Annotated in this window: 16 protein-coding genes; 4 read left to right on the top strand and 12 right to left on the bottom strand. The window is 50.2% G+C overall.

Annotation, left to right across the window (positions count from 1 at the left end; translation table 11 throughout):
* Positions 1–77: 77 nt before the first annotated feature.
* Entirely contained in the window at positions 78–578 is a 501-nt protein-coding gene (locus tag D0B88_RS05590; protein WP_151055745.1) for an ester cyclase, read from the top strand.
* Between the two features lie 71 nt (positions 579–649).
* Positions 650–1,765, top strand: coding sequence for a DNA alkylation repair protein (locus tag D0B88_RS05595; RefSeq protein WP_151055747.1), 1,116 nt, complete (start codon positions 650–652; stop codon positions 1,763–1,765).
* Positions 1,766–1,802: 37 nt separating this feature from the next.
* Here the strand turns inward: D0B88_RS05595 and D0B88_RS05600 are convergent, their stop codons facing one another.
* From D0B88_RS05600 to argH, 3 genes are all read right to left on the bottom strand, one after another.
* The gene (locus D0B88_RS05600; RefSeq protein WP_151055749.1) at positions 1,803–4,736 is read right to left on the bottom strand and encodes a class I adenylate cyclase; all 2,934 of its coding nucleotides are present in this window, start codon (positions 4,734–4,736) and stop codon (positions 1,803–1,805) included.
* A gap of 5 nt (positions 4,737–4,741) precedes the next feature.
* Entirely contained in the window at positions 4,742–6,895 is a 2,154-nt protein-coding gene (locus tag D0B88_RS05605) for a PAS domain-containing hybrid sensor histidine kinase/response regulator (protein ID WP_151055751.1), read from the bottom strand.
* A gap of 191 nt (positions 6,896–7,086) precedes the next feature.
* Positions 7,087–8,487: an argininosuccinate lyase gene (gene argH, locus D0B88_RS05610; RefSeq protein ID WP_007638354.1), complete on the bottom strand. Its 1,401-nt coding sequence runs from the start codon at positions 8,485–8,487 to the stop codon at positions 7,087–7,089.
* A 178-nt stretch (positions 8,488–8,665) separates the two neighbouring features.
* On the opposite strand from argH, the gene D0B88_RS05615 reads away from it, so the two are divergent.
* On the top strand, positions 8,666–9,763 hold the full coding sequence (locus D0B88_RS05615) for a sensor histidine kinase (protein WP_151055753.1): 1,098 nt from the start codon (positions 8,666–8,668) through the stop codon (positions 9,761–9,763).
* Between the two features lie 44 nt (positions 9,764–9,807).
* Positions 9,808–10,542: a LytTR family DNA-binding domain-containing protein gene (locus D0B88_RS05620; protein ID WP_191966531.1), complete on the top strand. Its 735-nt coding sequence runs from the start codon at positions 9,808–9,810 to the stop codon at positions 10,540–10,542.
* 114 nt (positions 10,543–10,656) lie between these two features.
* Here the strand turns inward: D0B88_RS05620 and D0B88_RS05625 are convergent, their stop codons facing one another.
* The 9 genes from D0B88_RS05625 to D0B88_RS05665 all read right to left on the bottom strand — a co-directional run bounded on the left by D0B88_RS05625 (position 10,657) and on the right by D0B88_RS05665 (position 22,634).
* Positions 10,657–12,357 carry a cellulase family glycosylhydrolase gene (locus D0B88_RS05625; protein ID WP_151055757.1) on the bottom strand — a complete coding sequence of 567 codons (1,701 nt, stop codon included), beginning with the start codon at positions 12,355–12,357 and terminating at the stop codon, positions 10,657–10,659.
* A 378-nt stretch (positions 12,358–12,735) separates the two neighbouring features.
* Positions 12,736–13,452: a DUF6445 family protein gene (locus D0B88_RS05630; protein ID WP_151055759.1), complete on the bottom strand. Its 717-nt coding sequence runs from the start codon at positions 13,450–13,452 to the stop codon at positions 12,736–12,738.
* Positions 13,430–14,137 (bottom strand): SapC family protein, encoded by a 708-nt coding sequence (locus D0B88_RS05635; RefSeq protein ID WP_007638345.1) that lies wholly within the window; start codon positions 14,135–14,137, stop codon positions 13,430–13,432. The genes D0B88_RS05630 and D0B88_RS05635 overlap by 23 nt, the downstream gene beginning before the upstream one ends.
* A 30-nt stretch (positions 14,138–14,167) precedes the next feature.
* Positions 14,168–15,724, bottom strand: a complete 1,557-nt coding sequence (locus D0B88_RS05640) for a tryptophan halogenase family protein (protein WP_151055761.1) — start codon at positions 15,722–15,724, stop codon at positions 14,168–14,170.
* Between the two features lie 138 nt (positions 15,725–15,862).
* Positions 15,863–19,027 carry a TonB-dependent receptor gene (locus tag D0B88_RS05645; RefSeq protein ID WP_225318550.1) on the bottom strand — a complete coding sequence of 1,055 codons (3,165 nt, stop codon included), beginning with the start codon at positions 19,025–19,027 and terminating at the stop codon, positions 15,863–15,865.
* Positions 19,028–19,473: 446 nt separating this feature from the next.
* Entirely contained in the window at positions 19,474–20,514 is a 1,041-nt protein-coding gene (locus D0B88_RS05650) for a FecR family protein (protein ID WP_151055763.1), read from the bottom strand.
* On the bottom strand, positions 20,511–21,113 hold the full coding sequence (locus D0B88_RS05655) for an RNA polymerase sigma factor (protein WP_151055765.1): 603 nt from the start codon (positions 21,111–21,113) through the stop codon (positions 20,511–20,513). The genes D0B88_RS05650 and D0B88_RS05655 overlap by 4 nt, the downstream gene beginning before the upstream one ends.
* Before the next feature lie 176 nt (positions 21,114–21,289).
* Positions 21,290–21,937, bottom strand: coding sequence for an OmpW family protein (locus tag D0B88_RS05660; RefSeq protein ID WP_151055767.1), 648 nt, complete (start codon positions 21,935–21,937; stop codon positions 21,290–21,292).
* A 166-nt stretch (positions 21,938–22,103) separates the two neighbouring features.
* The gene (locus D0B88_RS05665) at positions 22,104–22,634 is read right to left on the bottom strand and encodes a DUF1993 domain-containing protein (RefSeq protein ID WP_007638334.1); all 531 of its coding nucleotides are present in this window, start codon (positions 22,632–22,634) and stop codon (positions 22,104–22,106) included.
* Between the last annotated feature and the right edge of the window lie 3 nt (positions 22,635–22,637).

Raw genomic sequence — 22,637 nt, forward strand, 5'->3', positions numbered from 1 at the left:
GAAGGTTTCAAACTGGCGCTCACCCTATCCGGGCCGGCCAATTTATTTGAGAATCCCCACAAGGGAAGGAGCTGAGTATGCAACACCACCAATCCCTGAATGCTGACATCCGTGAATTTTTACGTGGCGCTTTTTCCGGTTCTGCTGCGCACTTTGAACGCTATGTTGCAGAACAGGTTCGTTGCTGGGGATTTCCGGAGTTTAATCCTGAATGTCGCCATGAGTATCAGGGCTTTTTTAATTTATTGATGGATGTATTTGCTGATGCCAATTGGTCGATTGAGCAATTGTTGACGAGCGATTCAGAGGCTCTGGTAACCTTTAGTGTGCAGGGCGTTCATCACGAGGAATTTATGGGGCTGCCAGCAACCGGGTGTCTGCTGACGATGCGCGCGCGTTTGCTGCTGCGGGTAAAAGCCGGGCAAATTAGTGAATCCTGGATGTACGGAAAATCCATTCAACTTATCACCAGCAAGAGTAAGTGTTTTGAGTTGCAGCCCTCGGCTGAGGCGCGTGCGATAGTTTCATCGCCCCTTACTTCGTTGTGTCACTCGCACCGGTCCCACGCCAGTCGATGACAAAAGCCAACTAACCTGCCGCGCATTTTGTGGAACAATAGTTGTTCCCTAAATACTCGGCAGCTGGTGCTATGGCAGAACAATCCTTGATGAAAGATGGCTTGGGCCGCGCGGCAATCGCGCGTATTGGCAACAGCCTGGCGCAGGTCATTCCACAATTTGATGCGCGGGCATTTGAGGCAGATGCCCGGCGCGGATTGGATCAACTTGAATTAAAAGCGCGGGTTCATCACCTGATTGATATTTTGCATCGCCATTACGATTTGCCGTTTAAAAAACTCAGCAACTATTTGCAGCATTTACCCGAGGTGTGGGACAGGGGCAGCGCGGCAGACAATAAAGCCGGTTTTGCCGCTTGGCCGGTGATTGATTACGTCGCCGTACACGGCTTAGCGCACCCCAAAGAAGCGCTGCACACACTGGAAAAATTAACACCGCTGTTCAGCGCAGAATTTGCGATTCGCCCGTTTATCCAACAACACCCGGATTTTACCTACGCAAAATTAGTGGACTGGTGCGATCACCCTTCCGAGCATGTGCGCCGTTTAGCGTCGGAAGGTTCGCGCCCGCGTTTGCCCTGGGGCATGCGCCTGCCGCAATTTATTCATAACCCCGAACCACTGCTGGGGATTTTGCAAAAATTAAAAACTGACGAGAGTTTATATGTGCGTCGCTCGGTGGCGAATAACCTGAACGACATCAGTAAGGACAATCCGGAATGGATGATCAAGTTGTGTGCAGCCTGGTTGGCGGATTCACACGAGCATACCAATTGGATTGTAAAACACGCCATGCGCAGTTTGGTAAAGGCGGGCGACGCGCGGGTATTTCCTCTTTTGGGTTATGCCGCTAAACCCAGTGTAACGCTAAGTGATATTAAGCTTGCTAAACACACCATTGCCCTGGGCGATGCGCTTGAATTTAATTGCACGCTTAGCGGCGGCAAACGCGCGCAACATGTGGTGGTGGATTATGTGATCTATTTTATGAAAGCCAACGGCAAGCTTGCACCCAAAGTTTTTAAATTAAAAAATATTGCACTTGCTGCCAACGAAACTGTTGTTATTTCCAAGCGCCACTCATTCAAACCTATTACTACCCGCCGCTACTACACTGGTGCACATCAGGTGGCGATCCAAATCAATGGTACAGAAATAGCGCGCCGTGAATTTGAGCTTACACGCTAAGCGCTGACAATTATTTCACCACAATTGATTGGTGTAATCAGAGCAGTGCCAGTGCCTGATTGAGCTTGTCTTCCAGTTCGGATTTCAGGTGCAAATAGTGCCCGAGTTGCAGCCCGGTTTGTTGGGCAATAGTGTCCTGACAGAGCGATAAATCCAGATCGGTAATGTAGCAGGGGTAGCGCTCGCCCTGTTTGCGGCGCTGCACAATGTAATTGGCCACAGCGCTAAATAATTGCTCGCCATAACTGAGCGCAGAAAATTCCTGTTCATCACAAAAAATGGTGTAGCGTAGTTGTTGTTCGCTATCCATTTCGGCAATCGCTTTAATGTTGATAAAGTGCAATTGCGACCAGTCTTTTTGCAAGTGGCGTGGTTCCGCAATAGCTTGTTGTTGTTTGATGTTGCCGGTGAGTTCGTAAATTAGAATATCTTTCTGTTCACCCGCAGTAATCGTCTGCGCGCTGTTCAATAATTGGCGCTGCAGTGCGGCATTAATAAACGTCACCAGCGGCCGCAATAGAGTTTGTTGGTTGTGATAAGAAGAATGGATGCTAAACAGCGAACCGCGTTCATCAATAATAATGATTTTGGCATCGCTGCCTTCCAGATAATAAAACAAATAAATCGCGCGCTTCTTAGTGGTCTCGCAGATTAAACGCAGGGGTTTATCGCGCAACCCATAGCGGTCAATCACAATCGGGCTGTAATCGCTCTGTGCTTGCCCCAACCGTTCCAATAGTTTTTCGTAACTTTTAAAACGCTGAATTTGCGGTAGCTGCTGCACAAATTGCAGTACCAAATATTCATCGCCGACTTCCAGCACGTAGCGGCTGGAACGCGGGCGGGTGCCGGAATAAAAGCAGCTGATCAGGTCGCGCCATAATTCGGTAAGGCGCTGGGTAATATTGTTGCCTTGGCTGCTGCTAAAACAGCGAATGCTCAGCTCGGGCAAACTGAAGGGTTTGCCCGGCGAAAATAAGCGGAAATAATGCAACAGGCAATTGACCAATGCGTCATTGGCATAGTGGCGACAAATCAATTCACCCCAGGAGTTAATGTGAATAACATCGGCATTGATGATCAAATTTTCACGCAGCCCACTGTAACCCAAAGCATCGCGTTGGCTGCTGAGCATCTGCATGCCTTTTTTATGTAACTCAACCTGGGGTTCAACGCCGGTATTGATAATGAGCAATATCCGCTCGATGGAAGCCTGGCGGGTAAAGTGTTCGTGCTCTATGGTGAAGGGTACCGGCAGCCACTGTTGCAGTGCCTGAATAAGTTGTTGTTTTTGACCGTGGGTAAGTTCAACTTCGCTACCGACAATATCGATTTTGGTGTGGTTTTCCAGAATCTGATTGGCGTGACACCAGAGTAACAATTCCACCAAACTGCGCGAGCGTTTGATGGGCGCCACATCGATATACCGCAGGATCACATCCTGCTGGGTGCCGCGAATCAATTGCCAATTTTTTTCGCCTGCGTTTTTTTGGTCTTGGTTTTTTTCTTCTACCATAAAACACAGTGCGTCTTCACTGATGTCGCGCGAAATTCCCGGGTTAATCAATTCTACTTTCCCTGCCTTACGCTCAAAGGCCGCGTGCAGTTTTCGCCCGAGAATCATTAATTCATCGCTGGTGATTGCAATTTCATCGCGATGTTGTTTGCTGAGTTCGTTGAGTAAGCGGTAGCTGTGGTTTAATTCATTCACCAATAACGCGCGCTCGCTAATCACGTGCGGCGCTTTCCAATAGGCGCGGTTGTCCAGCATTAATAGTTGATGACTGCTCCAGTTCCAGTTGGCGGCCATTTTTTCCAACAGTTGTCGCTGCCAGGATTTTTTACGTTTTGCACTGGTGCGGGACAGCGCTTTATTCACCTTAAAATAAAAACAGCGGCGTACTAAATCCAGGCGCTGAAATTGTTGGTGCTGCTCCAGATACTGTTCAATACGCTGGTAGACCATCACATAGGGGTCAAGCAAATCGGCGTCCGGTTCGCTGCTATAAATCGCGCGTTTTAAACTCAGGGCCAAGGGCTCGGCGGCGTGAGTGATTGCAGTGGAATTTTCTTCGGCGGTAAAACTGCTTAGGCTAGTGCTGCTCGCACTGGCATAGACCTCAAGCAACAATAATTTCAGTACAGATTTATAGGGCGATTCAATCGCTTTATAAAGTTGCCAGACGCCCGCGCCAATAAATTCGTTGGCGGGAATATCGGGTAGCCCGCCAAAATCGATTACATCTTGCGATTTAAGAAATCGGCGGCCTACTAATTTTTCACAAAAATCCTGATAGTCGCGCTCGCGTGAAGCGGGCACAAACCACCAGAGTGGAACCTTGCCCGCAAGCCAAAGCGCCGTGCGATAAAACTCGTCCAGTAATAAATAGTGTTGCGCCGAACCGCTGGCTTCGCTGCTTAACCCCTGGTTGCGCTGCTGTGAAAATTCGTCGGCATTCATCAAAAAGAAATGCACTTCCAAGTGAATTTGCTGTGCAGCCCAGGCGCTGATCAATGCGCATTTGCGTTCCAGTTCGTGCAGGGTGGGGTAGTTTGCATCCAGACTGTGGCACACCCATACATCCAAATCGCTGGAGTCGCTTTGGGCAATAGTGCCCACGCTACCCATAATAAACAGTGCATCAATGTAACAATTCTTTTCAGTGAGATCGCGCTGATAATTAAAACTGCGCGCAATAATTTTTGCGTAGCGCAGTTGCTCAGCCGTGGGCGAGTATTGGTAAACACCGGCGGGTGTGCTGTGGGAAATATAACCCGGCAGCATGGGGTGATTAACGTGAAACAGCAGCGGCAACAATTGTAAAAATTGCTGCTGACGCTCGGACAGCGCCGCACAAGTGCGGGCATAACGCTGTTGGTTTAAGGTGAGAAATCGCTGCTTCAGTTGGCTGAGTTGTTTGCGGTCAACACCATCGTCTATATCGTGAATATCTATCGGGCGGGAAAACATAGGTCTCAATGTGGCAGATGGTCATTGGTTACACTGTGGGCACGTAAAATATCAGCCAGTGTTGTATAGAGTAACTCCGGGTTCACCGGTTTTGATAAATAACCATCCATGCCGGCGGCTAAACAGCGCTCGCGATCACCGCGCATGGCTTGCGCCGTGACGGCAATAATTGGAATCTGTGCCACGGGAAATTTACTGCTCACCGCACCGGCGCGAATTTGACGCGTTGCTTCTATGCCATCCATTTCCGGCATTTCCAAATCCATCAACACTGCCGCATAAGGTTGCTCGGCGACTTCCAATAATTGCAGGGCTTCAACGCCGTTGGTGGCAATGGTGCAGCTAATGTTTTTCTTTTTCAAAATACCGCGCAGTACCTGTTGGTTCACCAGATTGTCTTCGGCGATAAGTACGCGGCTATTGTCCAGCAGTGCAGTGGTTTCCTGATCGCTGCTGATCGGCGGGCTGATTTCCTGCAGCGATTGCACTTGCGCAATCGTTTGGCCTATCGCATCAAACAGGCGTGATTCACTTACCGGTTTACTTAAAAATTCATCGACTAAAATAGCACTGGGATCAGCGCTGGAAATTTCGTCGCGGTGATACGCCGAAATTAAAAATACCCAGGGTTTTTTGCGTAGTGTGTGATCAGCTTTAATCAGGCCGGTTAACTGCAAACCATTGATGCCCGGCATACGGTAATCGAGCAATACAAAGTGATAAGGCTGGCCGTATTTGTCGGCGTTGCGGATGCGTTCCAGCGCGTTGAGTGCGCAGTCTTCTTCATCCACTTGTAAATTAATACTGCGCGCCGTACTCGCAATAATGGTGCGCGCGATGGTGTTGTCGTCCACGATTAATACACGAATATTATTTAAATTACGCGGTTGGTTGAGCAGGGCTTTTTCGCCCAGATGGCTGTGTTCCAAAACTACGCTGAAACTGACTTTACAACCTTTTTTGGGGCTGGACTCTATTGCAAACTTGCCCTGCATCAAATGCACCAAGTGACTGCAAATACTCAGACCATAAGTATTTTTTTCGGTGGAGATGAGGTTTTTGTTAAACACCAGCTGTTCTTTAATCGCCGCCAGTTGTTTGTGGCTCATGCCTGTACCCTTGTCCTCCACGGTGAATTCGAGCATCAGCTGTTTGCGGGTCTGGCGGGTTTTGGCAACGCGCACAATCACTTGATCGGTATTGGAATACTGAAAGGCATTACTAATTAAATGGCCGAGAATTTGGCTCAAACGCGAGGCGTCACCGCGCAAAAAACGCGGCACATCGGGTTTGATGTCGTACACAATATTGACGTTGCGATGCAGTGCGCTGATTTCAAACAGGCGCGATATTTTTTCAAACAAATGTTCAATATCAAAATGGGCATATTCCAGAATGACTCGTCCCGCTTCAATTTTGGAGAAGTCGAGTAACTGGTTGATAATTTGCAACAATGAATCCGCGGCGGAATTAATACTGGAGAGATAACTCTGTTGCTGCTCATCCAGCGGCGTGTCGTGCAGCAAGTAGCCGATACCGATAATCGCATTCATCGGCGTGCGAATTTCATGGCTGACACGGGCGAGGAATTCGCTTTTGGTTTTGTTGGCCAGGTCGGCTTGCGCTTTGGCGCTGAGCAGGTCTTCGCGGGTTTTAATAAAGTCGCTGATATCGGTATTAACACCCACACAGCGAGTGGCGCGCCCCTCGGCATCGGGTTCAAAAAATTTGGCTTTGGCGTGTACCCAAATCACCTCGCCACTGCGGTGTAGCATGCGGCATTGCAACTGCACGGATTCGCGCCGATTATCCAGTGCAGTGTGGTACTCGGTGAGCATGTTATCCACGTCGTCCGGGTGGACAAAATAATCGCGTAGGGTTTCCAGATTGCCGGGCAGGTCGCCATAGTCGTAACCGAGCATGCGCAGGTAGCTGCGATTGAAATAAATTTTGCCGCTCGGGATATGCCAATCCCACAGGCCGTCGTTAGTCGCCTCCATCGCGTACTGATGGCGCGTATCCCGATCAACCATGGCTTGTTGTTGAAGTTGCTGTTGTTGCAGTTCTTGTTTTAGCGAGGCGAGCTCTTCCTCCAGCTGCCGGACTCTGGCTGCCAGTGCTTGCTCAGTTGTTCCTGAATGGGGTGGGTGTTCACTCATATCCCTAACCAGTGCCTCTGTTGTATCCGGGCAAAAACAAGCTGCCAGAATTAAAGCCTAGTTCATTCCGGCGTGAATTCCAGAAATTCAGGCTATCGATCCTGGTTTTGGCGAGGGGAAAATCCACGGCAATAAAAAACGCCGCCCGCGATTAACGGGCGGCGTTTTGAGGTAAGAAACGATCAGTTCAATCAGGCGCGATTGGCAAGGCTTGTTTTGGCGCGCTCAACCGCAGCTTTTACTTGCGCCGGTGCAGTACCGCCGATGTGATTGCGCGCGGCGACGGAACCTTCCAGCGTTAATACAGCAAATACATCCTGCTCGATAACCGTGGAGAAGGCTTGCAGTTCGGCCAGACTCATCTCCGACAAGTCTTTACCGGTTTGCACACCATAACCAACGGATTTGCCGACAATTTCATGGGCATCGCGGAAGGCAACGCCTTTGCGTACCAGATAGTCCGCGAGGTCAGTGGCAGTGGAGAAGCCGCGTTTGGCGGCTTCGTACATTTTTTCTTTGCGCGGTTGAATCGCGGGAATCATATCGGCGAAGGCGCGCAGGCAGTCTTTCACGGTATCGATTGCATCAAACACCGGCTCTTTGTCTTCCTGATTGTCTTTGTTGTAAGCCAAAGGCTGGGATTTCATCAGGGTCAAAAGCGCAGTCAAGTGACCGTAAACACGGCCAGTTTTGCCGCGTACCAGTTCGGGCACGTCGGGGTTTTTCTTTTGCGGCATGATCGAGGAGCCGGTGCAGAAGCGATCCGGTAAATCGATAAAACTGAATTGCGATGAAGTCCAGAGCACCAGCTCTTCGCTTGCGCGGGACAAGTGCATCATCAGGATGCTGGCGAAAGCGGCAAATTCGATGGCGAAGTCGCGGTCGCTGACTGAATCGAGTGAGTTTTCGGTCGGCGCATCAAAACCCAGTAGCTGCGCGGTGTAGGCGCGGTCGATGGGGTAAGTTGTACCGGCGAGTGCAGCGGCGCCCAGCGGTAAATAATTCATGCGCGCACGGCAGTCCATCAAGCGCGAATAATCGCGCTGCAGCATTTCAAACCACGCCAACAAATGATGACCAAAAGTCACCGGCTGAGCGGTTTGCAAATGGGTAAAACCGGGCATGATGGTATCGGCATTGGCTTCGGCAACTTGCAGCAGGCCTTGTTGCAAGCGAGTCAATTCTTTTGCGATTGCATCGATTTCGTCGCGCAAATAGAGGCGTATGTCGGTGGCAACTTGATCGTTACGCGAGCGTCCGGTATGCAGCTTTTTACCGGTGATGCCGATGCGCTGGGTGAGCAGCGCTTCAATGTTCATGTGCACGTCTTCAAGGCTGACTGACCAGGTAAATTTACCCGCAACGATTTCGGCACGAATCTCTTCCAAACCGGTGATGATCTGGTCGCGCTCGGCCTCGGTTAGCACGCCCACTTTGGCGAGCATGGTGGCATGGGCGATTGAGCCATTGATATCGTGATGGTAAAGGCGGTAATCAAAACCGATAGAAGCGGTAAAGCGCTCTACAAAAGCGTCGGTAGCTTCGCTGAAGCGGCCGCCCCAGGGTTTGATAGGCTGATCGTTTTGGCTCATGAGGAAGTGTCCACAAACTAAAAATAATGAAAGAGATGGCGGGCGGGCATAGGCTAAGATTCACCTCTAGGCCTTCTTCAACAAGGTAGGCCGCCGCAGGCCGGGCATTATAGCCCAATGGCCTGTAAATAAGTCGCGGTGCCGCTATGGCTTTTATCCCGCTGTGCAATAGGAATTTATGATGAACACTCAGGACAAAACACCTGTCGCGGGCGCGAGCGAACCAATGCAGCCCTTTCTGACGGATTTATGCAGCAGTCAGTCGGTGTTTTTATTGGTGTTGGTGGCGGAATTACTGGCGCTGCTGCTGACCATTAGCGCCTCGGCTGGTCTACAGCATTTTGACTGGGACAAACTGGCGCTGATCTCGGTGCAAATCCAGTGGGTAGTGCTGTTTAGCGCAATCGCCCTGTGTCGCCTGCGTTTTTGGCTGGGGCGGCAAGATCATGTACGCGCGGGTATTGCCAGTTATGCCCTGGTGCTGGGCATTACCCTGGTGTTATCCAGTGCTGGGCAGTGGATTATCTATGGCGTGAGCGGCCTCGCGTTAGTCGAGGATTACGAATTTGAATTTAACAGCTGGCAGCTGCTGAACAACATGGTTATTGCCGCCATTTTAGGTGGCATTTTGTTGCGCTACCTATATTTGCAGCAGCAGTTGCGCAATCAGCAGCAAGCGGAAATGCAGGCGCGCATTCAAGCCTTGCAATCGCGTATTCGCCCGCACTTTTTATTCAATAGCATGAATTCCATCGCCAGTTTAATTGCGACGGATCCGGATACCGCCGAGCGGGTGGTGGAAGACTTGTCCGAATTATTTCGCGCCAGTCTGGCCGAACCGAGTTTAATTCCGCTCGAACGTGAACTAAGTTTATGTAAACACTATCTGGATATTGAGCAGTTGCGCCTGGGTAGGCGCCTGCAGGTGGATTGGCAAATTGGCGAGTGCAATAAACAGCTAAAAATTCCCAGTTTGATGCTGCAGCCATTGGTTGAAAACGCGATTTTCCACGGTGTGGAGCCACTGCCGCGCGGCGGAAAAATTACAGTTAAGGTATCGCAGAACGATAAGCAGCTGAGCATTGTTATTACCAACCCCTATATGCTCGCGAAAAAAAATCAACCCAATAGCGAACCGGCGCAACGTCACAACCGCATGGCATTGGATAATATCCGCCGCCGCCTGACCGCCCATTTTGGGGCGACGGCGCGGCTCTCCAGCAGTGCAGAAAATGGCGTGTTTACGACTTACATTTTTTGCCCGCTCACACCATAAATTTAACCGGCGATTATTTCCAACAACTGTTCGGAACCACGGGTATGGAATTACTGATTGTTGACGACGAAACTCTGGCGCGGCAGCGCTTGCTGCGCATGGTGGAAAAGATTGATGGCTTTCAGGTGGTGGCCGAGGCCGATAACGCCGAGGCAGCACTCATCGCCATTGCCGAACACGACCCGGATATTGTATTGCTGGATATTCGCATGCCTGGCCGCGATGGTTTGAGTTTGGCCAAAGACATTAGCCAACTGGAAGATCCGCCCGTTGTTATTTTTTGCACCGCATTCGATCAATACGCGCTTGATGCTTTTGGTACCAATGCTGTCGGTTATTTATTAAAGCCGGTCAAAGCAGAGCAATTATTGCAAGTGCTGGAGAAGGCAAAAAAGCTCAATAAAATCCAGCGTCTCGCCGTGCAGCAACCAAAAATCACAGAAAATCAGCGCAGCCATATTTCCGCTAAAACCCGCCGCGGCGTGGAATTAATCGCGCTGGACGATATTCGTTATTTTCAGGCTGATCAAAAATATGTTACGGTTTTTCATCGCGGCGGTGAGCATTTACTGGATGAAACACTAAAAGAATTGGAAGAAGAATTTAACGGGCGTTTTGTGCGTATTCATCGCAATTCGCTGGTGTCCATCAAACATATTGAAGCGCTGGAGCGCAACGGGCAGGGGCAGTACCACGTGCGTTTGGCCGATACTGCCGCGCGCCCGATTATTAGCCGGCGCCATGTGAGTGATTTAAAAGAATTGTTGAAAATAATCTGATCCTCCCAGTTAATTCATCTGCAATTTATCTGCAAAAAAATCGCCCGTCACTTTCAAAAAGTGCGGGCGATTTTTTTATTTCTTGTGTTGCAGTTATCGCAGCAATCTAAACAATTAACGACAGGTTACTGCCGGCACTTCCACGCTGCCACCGTTGGTATTGCCCTGAAAACCAATCTCCACGGTTTGCCCGGCGGCGATAGTGCCATTCCAGCTCACATTGGTGGCGGTGTAAGGGTTACTGCCACTCAGGTTGGTATTCCAGGAGCTGGTAATACGGTTGTTGCCGGAATACTGCCAGCTGGCGCTCCAGCCCGATTTGCTGGCGGTGCCGGTATTGGTCACCCGAATCGCACCGGTAAAACCGGAACCCCAGGAATTGGTCACCACATAACTGCAGCTCACGCCGCCGGTATTGGCAAGGCTGCTGGACGCCGCGCTGCTCGATGCCGGTATTGAGCTGGGTGCCGCACTGCTGCTGGACGCTGGCACGGAGCTCGGCGCTGCACTGCTGGGGGCTGAGCTACTCGGTGCTGAACTGGCCGTGCCACTACCTTCGATGCCCCAAGGTGCAGGCAATGCCGCACAGCTGGTGCGACCGACGCAACTTTGTTGATTCTCCCAACCCCACCCACTCGCGGTGGTTACACAAATGGGATAGCGATTGCCGTACCAGTTACAGGTTTCGTTGCCAGCAATAGAACTCGAACTGCTGGATGAACTTGTCGCGGAGGAAGATGGCGCAGAAGACGAGCTGGGCGCAATGCTCGAACTACTAGCAACACTGCTTGAGCTGCTGGTGCCACCGAAATGGGTCGCTAGTTTGGCGGTGGCTTTAATGCCGTTGGCACTGTTGATCAGGAAGTTACCCCAAGTGCTGAGCGATGCCGGGTTCCAGTTGTTGACTATATCCAGCGGCACGCAACAGCTGCCATTGCCCGACCAGCTCCAGCCCAAATAACCTATGCCCATATCCTGCGCATATTGCAATATCGCCTCTTCCGCCACATTGCTGCCGTTATGCTCGGCGCCAAACTCGCCCACCACAATCGCCAAGCCACGGGTTTGGAAGCTGTTCAAATAGCTCTGCACAATCGCCGCGTTGTTATACACCTCATACATATGCACAGAGAAAACCACATTTTGGAGTGTATCTGCCGCCAAAATGGTGGGCGCGTTGTCGCGCATGGCGTTTTGCCAATCCTGCCCCCAGTTGGCGGCATCCACCATCAACATATGGGTGAGGCCGCCCGCGCGCAGCGCACGGATGGCGGTGATATGGTCGGCGGTATAAGTTGCCGCCGAAGTGCTATTGCCAAAGGGTTCGTTGGCGATATTCACAATCACATAATCTTCCTGACCGGTAATCGCCGCTTTGATATCGGCACTTAACCAATACTCGGTGGCGCGGCTGATATGGGTGGCAGCCGCGCTCTCGCCGAAGCCGGTGGAGTCATGCACTTCCAGCACACAGACCAGTTTATTAACCTTGCATTGGTTGATGACGTTGGTGACATCGGCGCCGTTATTGCGCGTCCACTGGGTGCCATTGCTCAGTACTACCCGCACCGAGTTGGCGCCAGTCGCCGCGATATCACTGAGCGATTTATTCAGACGGTCGGTGTACCAGGTATGGGCGTGGTTAACCCCGCGAAAGACAAAGCTATTGCCGTTGGGGTCCAGCACCTGGGTGCCATTTACCGTCCAGCCCGCAAAGGCCGGCGCGACCATTGCGGACGCCAGCAGCATTGAAGTGGCTAGCGCCAGAGAAGATTTTTTAACGAGAGATTTTTTGAGCGTTGTCAGGTTTTTCATAATGATTCCTTTTGGCAGTGCGGGTTTTGCCCCATGGGCAAATGACTGCGTTCAAACGTTAGAGTTAGCAAACAGAGTCGTATAAGTGGTTGATTTATTGTTGTAATTAGGTGGTGCCTGGAGCTTGGTGAACAGCTACAAACCCGACCATCGCCCCGATGGGTTATCGGAAAAACGAAACCCTGATGTTATTGTTGGGGGGATGGGTATATGTTTGTAATCGGTTACATATTAAGCCCATTCATTCCCCAACAACAAGCGCTTGAATGGCGGGAAGGGAGTACTGGTGCACAAAGTGGGAATTCTAAGGAGGATTAAAACGCCAGAAGCTAAGTGAGTTGATTGCTACGGATTGTTTGGCAGTGCATTCAGCGACTTTTAACGGAAACGGAAAAAACTGTTAATGGTCAGGCGCCCCTCGCGAGGGTTTGCGCTTAAACCCAGTGTTGGATTGATATCGCCCGAGTGCAGTAAATTGCTGCGATAAACAATGCAGCGATTAAATTTTACCGGCACCTGTCCAATGCGTTGGAAAAGTTCGGTATCGCCATTGATGTAATCAAATTCGCGTCGGTTCTGCGCCATCAATTCCTGTTTTACTGTCTTGAAATAATCCGCCATGCGCGGTTCGGTAATGGTTTCATAGCCACTGCTACGGTGCCGGTAAAACGAGGTGCCGCCAAATTGTTCCTCGCATAAATAATGCACCATCGCAAATTGCAGTGGGTCTGGTGTGTCTATGTGGGGTACGGCTTGAATGGGGCGCAATTTATCGGCGGGTGTGGTGGTGAGTGAAAATGCACACAAGCTCAGTTCGGCCCGTGAGGGTTCGGCAATTAAAAAATGTTGTTTTACCAGCGGTGCTACCAAGGCAAGGCTTTGTTGTGCGTAAAGCGGATCGACCGGTTTGCGCAAGCCGGGATAAAAATCGCTGGCCTGCGCACTAAAACCCGGCGCATTGCAGGCCTCAGCAATTAACTGTTCCGGTGCAGTGGCAAACTGGTCGATAACCAGCAGCGGATTTTTTTCCTGCCCTAAATAATGAACCTGCACTTGCCACTGGTTGTGCATATCACGCCAATCCAAGTTGTGCATTTTTTTTCTGGATCAGTGCGTAAATCTGCCCGAGTGAAGCAATCATGGTGTAGATGGGTTTTAAATAACCCTGCTGCTGTAACTGCATCAGTTGCTCGCTACCCAGTTGTGCCAGTGTTTCTTCATTGATGGTATATAAACCCTGGATGCGCTGTTGCTGTTGGTTGGCAAAACTGATGTCCAGTGCCATGGGCATAATCAAATTTAGCGCCAGTAACGTTTTGATAAACACCTGGGTCTCATTTTCGCCGTTAATGAGCGCGGCGAGGCGTGTTTTTGCTTGCTGTAAATAATCGGTCTCTTGCCCACTGCTATCAAAAATAGCTTCGCCTTTGCCGGTTGTTAATACATTGCTCTCCATATCGATACAAATAATGGTTTGCCCTTGCTGTTCGCCAATAAAAAATGGCTGGCGCATAATTTGTAGCGGTGTGTAAATTCCCTGCCATTGATTGTTTTGCCAAAACAGATTTTCCCCAGCGGTAAACCCCAACAATGCGCTACACACAAACTGGCCGGTCTCGCTATTTTTGCTAAATACTATGGGGTAGTGCACCACCAGTTTTAAAAATTCACTCAGCACCACCGGCACCATATGTTGGTGTGCACCCAGCGCTTCAATGCGCTCCGGGTCTATGCGCAGTTGTTGGTGGTGTTGATTATGCAGTGCGACAAATTGCGTCATGTGATTGTCTCGTGTGCGATTAAATAATAATTACAATGTTTGCAAACCATGCAGGTGAATTTTTTGCAGCAACTCGCGGTTGCTCGGCAGGCTGCGTGTTACCTGTTCGATGGTCTTTTTATTTTTCATAAATTGTTCTTGTGCAAACTGGTTGTCGCGCAGCAGGTGCTCGCTGTAGTCGTAACAGGTTTCAAAACCCATACCGTAAAGCACATATTGATAACTGGCGGCCGGAAACACTTCGTTATTGCTGGTGAAGTCGTGATCACCTGGCGGCTGGTAGCGCCACAACTGCATTAATTCTTGCAGGCTTGCAGGAATAGTCGCCGGGTCGCGGTTGTCTATCCAGAATGCATTGTCGGTGCGTTTACTTAAAATGTAATGCAGTTTCAGGAAATCAATAATGCGATCCCAGCGGTAGCGGAATGTTTCGTTAAAACGTTTGGCGGTGATATCCATCAACGCGCGGCAGGCGGGCAATTGTTCGGCGATCATGCTTGCCGATAGCTCCACTAATACCAGTGCCGATGCTTCCAGCGGTTCAAGAAAACCGGCAGACAAACCCACGGCCACACAATTATTTTTCCAGAAAATATCGCGGTGGCCGCAGGGCAGGGGGATTTTGCGCAAGCTGGCATTGTTAAACGCCGGGCCAATATAGGCGGCGAGTTTTGCGGTGGCTTGGTCTTCACTGGTATGACGACTGGAATATACGTGACCGACACCACGGCGATGAATTAAGCCTATATCCCAAATCCAACCGGCGTCCTGCGCGGTGGAAATAGTATGCGAGGCGATAGGAGCGTCGTCGCTGTCGTAGGGAATTTGCACGGCAAGTGCATTATCAATAAATAACACATCGCTGCAATCCACAAAGGGCACTTGCAAATGTTGGCCTAACAACAGTGATTGAAAGCCGGTGCAATCCACAAATAAATCACCGGAAATTTCACCGGCTTGTGCGGTAGTGACTGAGCGAATATCGCCATTGTCGGCGGAATTAATACTCACCACATCGGCTAACACATGCAGTACGCCGAGTTTTTCGGTGCAGTGTTTTTGTAAAAAGGTGGAAAATTTTCCCGCATTTAAATGGTAAGCGTAATTGGCGACGGAATTAAATTCCGGGGTGGTAATCATTTTAGGCGCAAGGCCTAATTCGCAAATGGCTTCCTGAAAACAGGTCGCTGCGGAAAACGATTCTTGCAGCTGTTGCTCGTTGCGCAGCGCTTGCCAATGGGCCGCCATATTGGTTTTGCCAAAACCCTGCGGCAGCATTAAGGGGTGATAATAAAAATCATCGGGTGTGCCAGTGACCCAGCGGGCAAATTTTGCACCCTGCTTAAACGAGGCGTCGCACTCGCGAATAAAATCCGTTTCGGAAATGCCCAGTTTCATTAAGGTAGAGCGCATGGTGGGCCAAGTGCCTTCGCCAACGCCGATAATGGGAATAGTGGGGGATTCAACCAGTGTGACACTAATCGTGCTGCCGGTTTGGGTGCGATGTTGCGCCGCGATACGCCCGGCGGTAAGCCAGCCTGCGGTGCCGCCGCCGACAATGACAACTGATGCAATTTTATTATTCATGATGTGCTCGCAGTTAAAAAACTAAAACAACTAAAGCAGCTGAAATAAAAAGGGCCGCTGCAAATGCAACGGCCTAAAATCATAGCGTTATGGCTATGAGCTGTTTAACAACGGAGAAAGTTTTTAACCGGTTTTGCATTAGAAGCTGGCTCTTACACCAAGTGCCCAGCGACGGCCACTGTCTTCAACCAACAAGAGTTGATTGGCGTAGCGACCACGTTTGTGCACATATTCTTCGGTCAGGTTGATGCCTTCAACAAATACGGTAATTTCATCGGTGATGTCGTAACTCGCACTCAAGTCCCACTGCTCGTAGTCTTCAACAATAGTTGGGCCATTGCCGTTACTTTGGGTGAGCGATTGCACAAAATCACCGCGTTGGTTGTAGGCCAAACGAATCTGGATCGGCCCTTGTTCATAGAATCCCACCAGGTTCATTGAGTCGCTCAAACCGGTCAGTGCGAACACTTGAGTCACATCTGCAGGGTCAAGCTCGGCATCGCTATCTACCAACGTGGTGTTGAACATCACACCAAAACCGGTTTCGCCGAAGGTATGCTGAATACCTAACTCAACACCATCCACGGTGGCATTTTCGCCGTTGTTCGGTAGGGTATTTTTAAATACCGCGACTGAATCACCCGCGTCAGGTGCATTGGTATTGGTACCGGTGGAAGGGTCAGTGAGTAAGCTGCCGTTGGGCAGGGTGAAGGTTTTATCGGCAACCGAGTTAACAATAAAGTTGGCTACATCTTTTTTGAAATAACCCGCGGAGACATAACTCGCATCGTCGTAATACCACTCCCAGGATAAGTCGAAGTTATCAGACTCAAAGGGTTCCAGTGCAGCATTACCACTGGTGGAGGTCAGGTTGCCACCTTGGCGAGTGGTAGTAATAACGGTTACCGGCGCCATGCTTGTGAGTGTAGGGCGCGTCAAACTTTTTGAAGCGGCAGCGCGCACTACCATGTCATCGGTGATTTCCAGTTTGATGCTCATATTCGGCAGAATTGCATCGTAGCTACTGTCTTCGCTAATTGCTTGCGCAGTGCCAAATTCGGCGAGCATTTCGGTTTCATCCAGAATGCGCAGGCCGGTTACTGGTGCTTCGGTACCACGTACTTTTACATCTGTGGATTCAACCCGCACGCCACCAATCGCAGAAATTGGCATGCCGCCCAGATCGCCTGCAAACTCAGATTCCAAATAAAACGAGATAGTGTCTTCATCAACCACAAATGAGTTATCGCGTTTTACGGCGTCAAAATTGCGACCACTGGTGCTTTCCAAATACGCAAATTGCGCTTCCCCGTCGTGTGCCAACCATTGGGTAGGCATACGGCCACTGCCACTGACATCGCTCAGGAAATCGCTACCAGCATCAAACACATATTGCATATCGGCAGGAATAATCGGCGAGTCGGGGTAGCCGCAATAAGTACAGTGAATGCCTACACCTTCGTTGTCCCAGCGATCAAGTGCTTTGCTCTCGGTAGAAAACATGGTGCCGAATTTAACTTTTACCAAACCTGAGTCTGTGCCTTCATCCCAAGTGCCGTCCATTTTGAATTGGCTCACTTCATCTTCAACGGCCCAACCGCGACGCAACATTACGTGGGCACGGCTGTTGTCTTTGTCGAGGAAATCACCCACGCCCGCAGGTGCAACATAATTTGGCGCGCTCGGATCGCGATAGGCAGTGCCATCCAATTCCTGTTGACCGGAAAAAATGTCGGGACTGGCGGTATCAAATTCGCTTGCTACCGGAAGTATGCCGTCATCGACCTGGAAGCGAACACGGTTGGCGTAACCAATCAATGACAATTGATCGCCACCGCCGTTATTGGCATCGCGCTCAGCTTTGGAATAGGTTGCGTCAAAATTTAAATTTAATTTATCGCTCACTTGCCAGTCAGCGTTAAAGCCGAGCAGCGATGTTTCGGTGAGGCGATCAAATTTTTTCGCGTGCATGTCGGTGGCCAAACCCACTTCCTGACGCAAATCAGTCACTGTGCCATTTTCATCAGTAATGGCATCGGTGATGTTAGGCGCGGTAAACCAGTGGCCATAAGAGAGCGCGTTCGTTTCAATATCAAAATCAGAATAAATAGCATCGGTGGTAATGGTTAAATCATCCGATGCGGCAAATTGCAATACCAAGGATGCGTTGGTACGGGTGCGTTCTTCAAAGGTGACTTTGTGATCGTAATTGCGCGGTGAAAAAATGGTAGTGCCTGCGGGAACACCTGCGCCGCCATTTAATTCTTCAGTGGGGATGCCTACGTTTTCTAACCAGCCGTCCATTTGCGCCTGATTTAAACGGGTGTCGCGCTCTTGATGGGAAACAGCAAGCAGTACACCGAATTGACCATCGTTAAATACATTGCTTACCAAACCGGAAATTTGTGGCGTGGTTTCTTCGCTGTTCTCTTCCATTGCCGCTTTTACACTGCCAGCAACTTTGAAATCGCCAATTGCAAATGGGCGCGCCGTTTTTACGTTAACGGTTGAACCAACACCGCCAGATTGCATGGTGGCAGTTGACGTTTTGTGTACTTCCAAACCGCTCACCAATTCCGATGCAACCGTATCGAAACTAAATGCGCGCGACATATTTTCGGTAGCCATTTGGCGACCATTAATTAACACGGTATTAAATTCCGGGCCAAAACCGCGCACGGTAATTAATTGACCTTCACCGCCAGAACGGTCGATAGATACACCGGTAATGCGTTGTAAAGATTCGGCGACGTTGGTGTCGGGAAACTTACCAATATCTTCCGATGAGATGGCATCCACTACACCGCCTGCGGCGCGCTTAACATCCATTGCGCGCTGCAAACTGCCGCGAATACCGGTAACCATTAATTCTTCGACTTGGTCGTTTGCGCCAAGCGGGGCTGTGGTGTCCTGCGCTAATGCCTGTACACCTGCCATGGAGGTGACAATACCGATAATAGCGCTGAGTTTATTTTTATTGTGCATTGAATCCAACTCCTCAAGAGACTGATGGGTCGTGATAGTCAGCAGACCTTTCTCGTCAATCTTTACACTGAGGTTGGTATTCGCCACTAACAGCCGTGCGGCTTGTTCGATGGAATAGCGACCGACTAATTTATTCGTAGTTATTTCCATTGCGTCATTAAATGGAAACAGCAACGTAATATCAGCCTGTTCAGCAAACTCAGTGAGCGAAAGATCTGCCCGTTGCTGAGGAATATTGAACTGGATAATTTTGTCGAGGCTATTATTTTCTGCCTGCGCGGACAGCGGTGTGCCGACCGCGAGGGCAAACAGTAACATTCGAAAAATCGCCTGCTCGTTTACCTCAGCCGCGAGCATCTTGCTCGCGTGCTTAATAGACGAGGGGCCATTTTTTTTCCGCCATCTCATAGGAAATATTTGCACAGTAAACACTTTATTTTAGTTATGCGCAGCGGCGGGAGGGTGGCTGGCGGCTGCGTTTTTTGTTAATAGAGCAATAGGCTAGTGCTTGGAGCTTAAAGGCTTGTGTGTCAGGGAACAAGCGTTGGCGCATTAATCTTTATCATAGCCTAGCTTACGGCAGATATTTTGCTGTGTGGTAATCGGTTGCAGTCTGTAAGTGCGGAATAAAAACAGGGTTGGTGACTTTTGGTCAAAGTGTTAATAAGCGGTAAGTGAAGACAAAACGGGAGATAAAAGTACAACATATTAAAAAGCTGGCCGCTAACAACAGGGAGTGCAAGCGGCCAGCCGTGTGCGATTAATTATTTGGCGCTTAAACGGATTTTATTGTTGCCCATGCGCTGGTTATGAATATTAAAATTCTGCTCAAGTGCAGCGAGCAATCCATCCACATCACCCGCTTTAAATAAACCGGCAATGCGCTCCTGTTTGATGCTTTCATCTGCCACTTCAAACTGCACCGAGGTGTAGCGGTTAATTTCCACCAGCGCTTCTTCCAGTGTTTCGCCGCGGAAAACCAAATTGCCTTGGCGCCAGCTGAGCTTGGCGACTATTTCATTGTCATCCACTTTGGCGATGGTTTCGCGCTCGGCGCCGAGCATAATTTTTTCACCCTTGGATACCGCCAGTGCACTGGCCGGTAAGCGTTCGGCTACGATTTTGTCGATAGTTTGTTGTACCGTTTTTTGCGCCACCAATACTTTGCCATCAGTCACCAGCAGTGCAACTTGATTGTCGGTTTGCAGGCGCACGTTGAACGCCGTACCTACTGCTTGCACCACTTTGTTGCCCGCCATCACGCTCAGGGGGCGATCCTTGTCGTGGGCGACTTCAATATTAATTTCACCGCGCTCCAGCAAAAATAAACGGTGATCATCGCTGTATTTAACGGTGACGCGGCTGTTGGTATTAAGTACCAGTTGCGAGCCGTCGGGCAGGTTAACGTTGGAGTGCTCGCCCACCGCGGTTTCATAAACGCCATCCACCACTTGCTCCTGAAATGGCAGCAGCGCCAGCAATTGCCCGGGGACTTGGGGCGCAAGGTTCCAGCCGATCACCACCGTCAGAAGTGCAACGGACGCCGCAATCGCACCGTAAAAGCGCGGTTGGCGCGCTGGTTTGGCGGGCGCCTGAAATAAATCCGCAAGGCGGGCAAGGCTATCCATTTTGTCCCACAGCTCGGCCATTTCAAATAATACGCTGCGATGCTGCTCGCTGGCAGCGAGCCATTGCGCCAGTTCTTGTTGTTCGGTGCTGGTCAGTTCGCGATCCATGCGCGCGATCCATAGGCTCGCCTGGTCGTAAATCGCCTCGCGGTTGGGGAACTCAATAATATTGCTCATGATTTGCTCCTCTCGCTCGGAGCCTTGGGTAACGTCGTTGATAGCGAATCGCCGCCCTGCTTCAAACTGGCCATGTATTGGGCGCAGCGTTTTATGCCGGTTGCGATGTGTTTTTCCACCGTGTTTTCACTGATGTTCAAGCTCAGTGCAATTTCTTTCTGCGAATAGCCGTACACCTTTTTTAGGACAAACGCTTTGCGACATTGTTGTGGCAGTTGGCGCACAGCCTCGCAAAAAAAGCCAAATTCCTGGTTCGCTGCTACCCGGTCAAAGGTATCGTCGGCGCGGGTGGTGTAACCCGCCACCTCCAAATCCAATTCATCATCCAGGCTGACGCTCAGCCGCGTTTCGGCGCGCTTCAGGTGATCCAGCGCCAGGTTTTGCGCTGTGCGCAACATAAATGAACGCGGAAACTGGATCTGTTCCGGCGCATCCACCTGACACACCCGCACATAGGTTTCCTGCACTATGTCTTCCACTTCTTTCGGCGGTACCAGGCGCGAAACCGCGCGCGCCAGGGTGCTGCGCAGGGCGATAAACACATTTGCGATGCTATCGTTCTGCGCCGGTTGATTCGTTATTTTTTGATTATTAGACATGGGCTCTAGCCACCAAGGTGATTTCCTCATAGTCCATGACGATAGACGAAGAATATTCCGCCATCGGCCCCCGCAAATAAAGCAAAAAATCCAGATTAATTGCTCTCCAAAAACAAAAAATCCCGAACTGAACCATTCAGTCCGGGATTTATGTCATAACCCCACAAAAATTTTATTTAAAAGGAGTAAGCGGCGCCGAGCATAAACACCAATGGGTCAATCGCCACATCCACACTCGCGGCGTGGGCGCCATCCACATAAATACGGGCGGTGGTTTCTATGTCGATTTTCCAAACGGCCGCATTCAAATACCAGTTGTCGGTGAGTTGCAGGTCGGCGCCCAGCTGCAAGGCGAGGCCGGTGGAATCTTTGAGTGAGAGGTCGGTATCGCCATTTAGGGCACTGTCCAAGGTAGCGCTGCTGCTGGTATCAAAAAAAGTGGTGTAATTCAGGCCGATACCGGCATAGGGTTGGAATTTGCCTTGGCTCAGCGGGTAATACTGCAGGGAGATGGTGGGCGGTAAATGTTGGGTGCTGCCAATATCCACCCCCTTGAGCGCACCGCTGCCGACAATGTCGTGTTCAAATGGCAGGGCGGCCAATACTTCAATACCGATGTGCGGTGTGGCAAACCAGGTGCCGGAGAAACCAAGGCCGGTTGCATCTTCTATATCCACCCCACCGCCTAATACGGTGCCGCTACTGGCGTCGGGTGCAACCTGGGCAACACCGACACGCACTAAAAAGTCCCCGGCTTCATGCGCTTGTGCGAGTGGTGCAACGCAGCTGCTGCCGATAACCAATGCCATGACTAATTGACGCATTTTCTTTTCCTCTGCTGTTAAAACTGTTGTTAATTCACAGAGGCAGTGTTACGAAAATTCCCGTTGTTAAAATTGATATATATCAATTAATACCGGCGCAGGAAAAAATAAAAAGCTAACTGAAAATTATTTGATGTGACACAAAGTCGCGCGATTTTTTAAATGGTTAACGAGTTGTTTCCGGCACAAACGAAAATCCGTCCGGGTACTGGTGATAGCCGTCGAAATCGCCTTTGCTCAGTGGCACACCGGCAGCGCGGGCGATGGCGTAAGCCATGCTGAGGTGAAAGAAAAAATTGGGCAGAGCATAGAGCTGCGCATATTCCGAGGCGGGTAAATGCAACTTGGTGAAACCTGCCTGGTCGCTAATGATGGTGGTGGCGTGAATAAAATCTGTAGCGGGAATGGCTTGCAAATAATCAATGGTTTGGGTGAGTTGTAACTGCACTCCGGCGTAAGTGTCATCGCTATTATCAAAAGTAATACGCGGGCGCGCACTGAGCGGGCAACAGCAGCGCAGCGAAAAGTTGGCCGCAGTGCGCAGCTGCGCCAGTAACGGCAACATGCCTGGGTGCAAACTGTGTTGCAGCAGAGCATTGTCGCCACCGCTGTGGCGATCAATTTTTTCCACAATTACTTTCAGTTGTTGCAAGTAATGGCAAAAAATCGCGCCGGGATTAATGCTGTGGTTATTCATGCG

Source organism: Cellvibrio sp. KY-YJ-3 (assembly GCF_008806955.1).
Classification (GTDB): Bacteria; Pseudomonadota; Gammaproteobacteria; order Pseudomonadales; family Cellvibrionaceae; genus Cellvibrio.

Bases quoted from the DNA above. Each gene is read 5' to 3' on its own strand.
- D0B88_RS05590 (WP_151055745.1), top strand. From the start codon at position 78: ATGCAACACCACCAATCCCTGAATGCTGACATCCGTGAATTTTTACGT.
- D0B88_RS05595 (WP_151055747.1), top strand. From the start codon at position 650: ATGGCAGAACAATCCTTGATGAAAGATGGCTTGGGCCGCGCGGCAATC.
- D0B88_RS05600 (WP_151055749.1), bottom strand. From the start codon at position 4,736: ATGTTTTCCCGCCCGATAGATATTCACGATATAGACGATGGTGTTGAC.
- D0B88_RS05605 (WP_151055751.1), bottom strand. From the start codon at position 6,895: ATGAGTGAACACCCACCCCATTCAGGAACAACTGAGCAAGCACTGGCA.
- argH (WP_007638354.1), bottom strand. From the start codon at position 8,487: ATGAGCCAAAACGATCAGCCTATCAAACCCTGGGGCGGCCGCTTCAGC.
- D0B88_RS05615 (WP_151055753.1), top strand. From the start codon at position 8,666: ATGATGAACACTCAGGACAAAACACCTGTCGCGGGCGCGAGCGAACCA.
- D0B88_RS05620 (WP_191966531.1), top strand. From the start codon at position 9,808: ATGGAATTACTGATTGTTGACGACGAAACTCTGGCGCGGCAGCGCTTG.
- D0B88_RS05625 (WP_151055757.1), bottom strand. From the start codon at position 12,357: ATGAAAAACCTGACAACGCTCAAAAAATCTCTCGTTAAAAAATCTTCT.
- D0B88_RS05630 (WP_151055759.1), bottom strand. From the start codon at position 13,452: ATGCACAACTTGGATTGGCGTGATATGCACAACCAGTGGCAAGTGCAG.
- D0B88_RS05635 (WP_007638345.1), bottom strand. From the start codon at position 14,137: ATGACGCAATTTGTCGCACTGCATAATCAACACCACCAACAACTGCGC.
- D0B88_RS05640 (WP_151055761.1), bottom strand. From the start codon at position 15,724: ATGAATAATAAAATTGCATCAGTTGTCATTGTCGGCGGCGGCACCGCA.
- D0B88_RS05645 (WP_225318550.1), bottom strand. From the start codon at position 19,027: ATGTTACTGTTTGCCCTCGCGGTCGGCACACCGCTGTCCGCGCAGGCA.
- D0B88_RS05650 (WP_151055763.1), bottom strand. From the start codon at position 20,514: ATGAGCAATATTATTGAGTTCCCCAACCGCGAGGCGATTTACGACCAG.
- D0B88_RS05655 (WP_151055765.1), bottom strand. From the start codon at position 21,113: ATGTCTAATAATCAAAAAATAACGAATCAACCGGCGCAGAACGATAGC.
- D0B88_RS05660 (WP_151055767.1), bottom strand. From the start codon at position 21,937: ATGCGTCAATTAGTCATGGCATTGGTTATCGGCAGCAGCTGCGTTGCA.
- D0B88_RS05665 (WP_007638334.1), bottom strand. From the start codon at position 22,634: ATGAATAACCACAGCATTAATCCCGGCGCGATTTTTTGCCATTACTTG.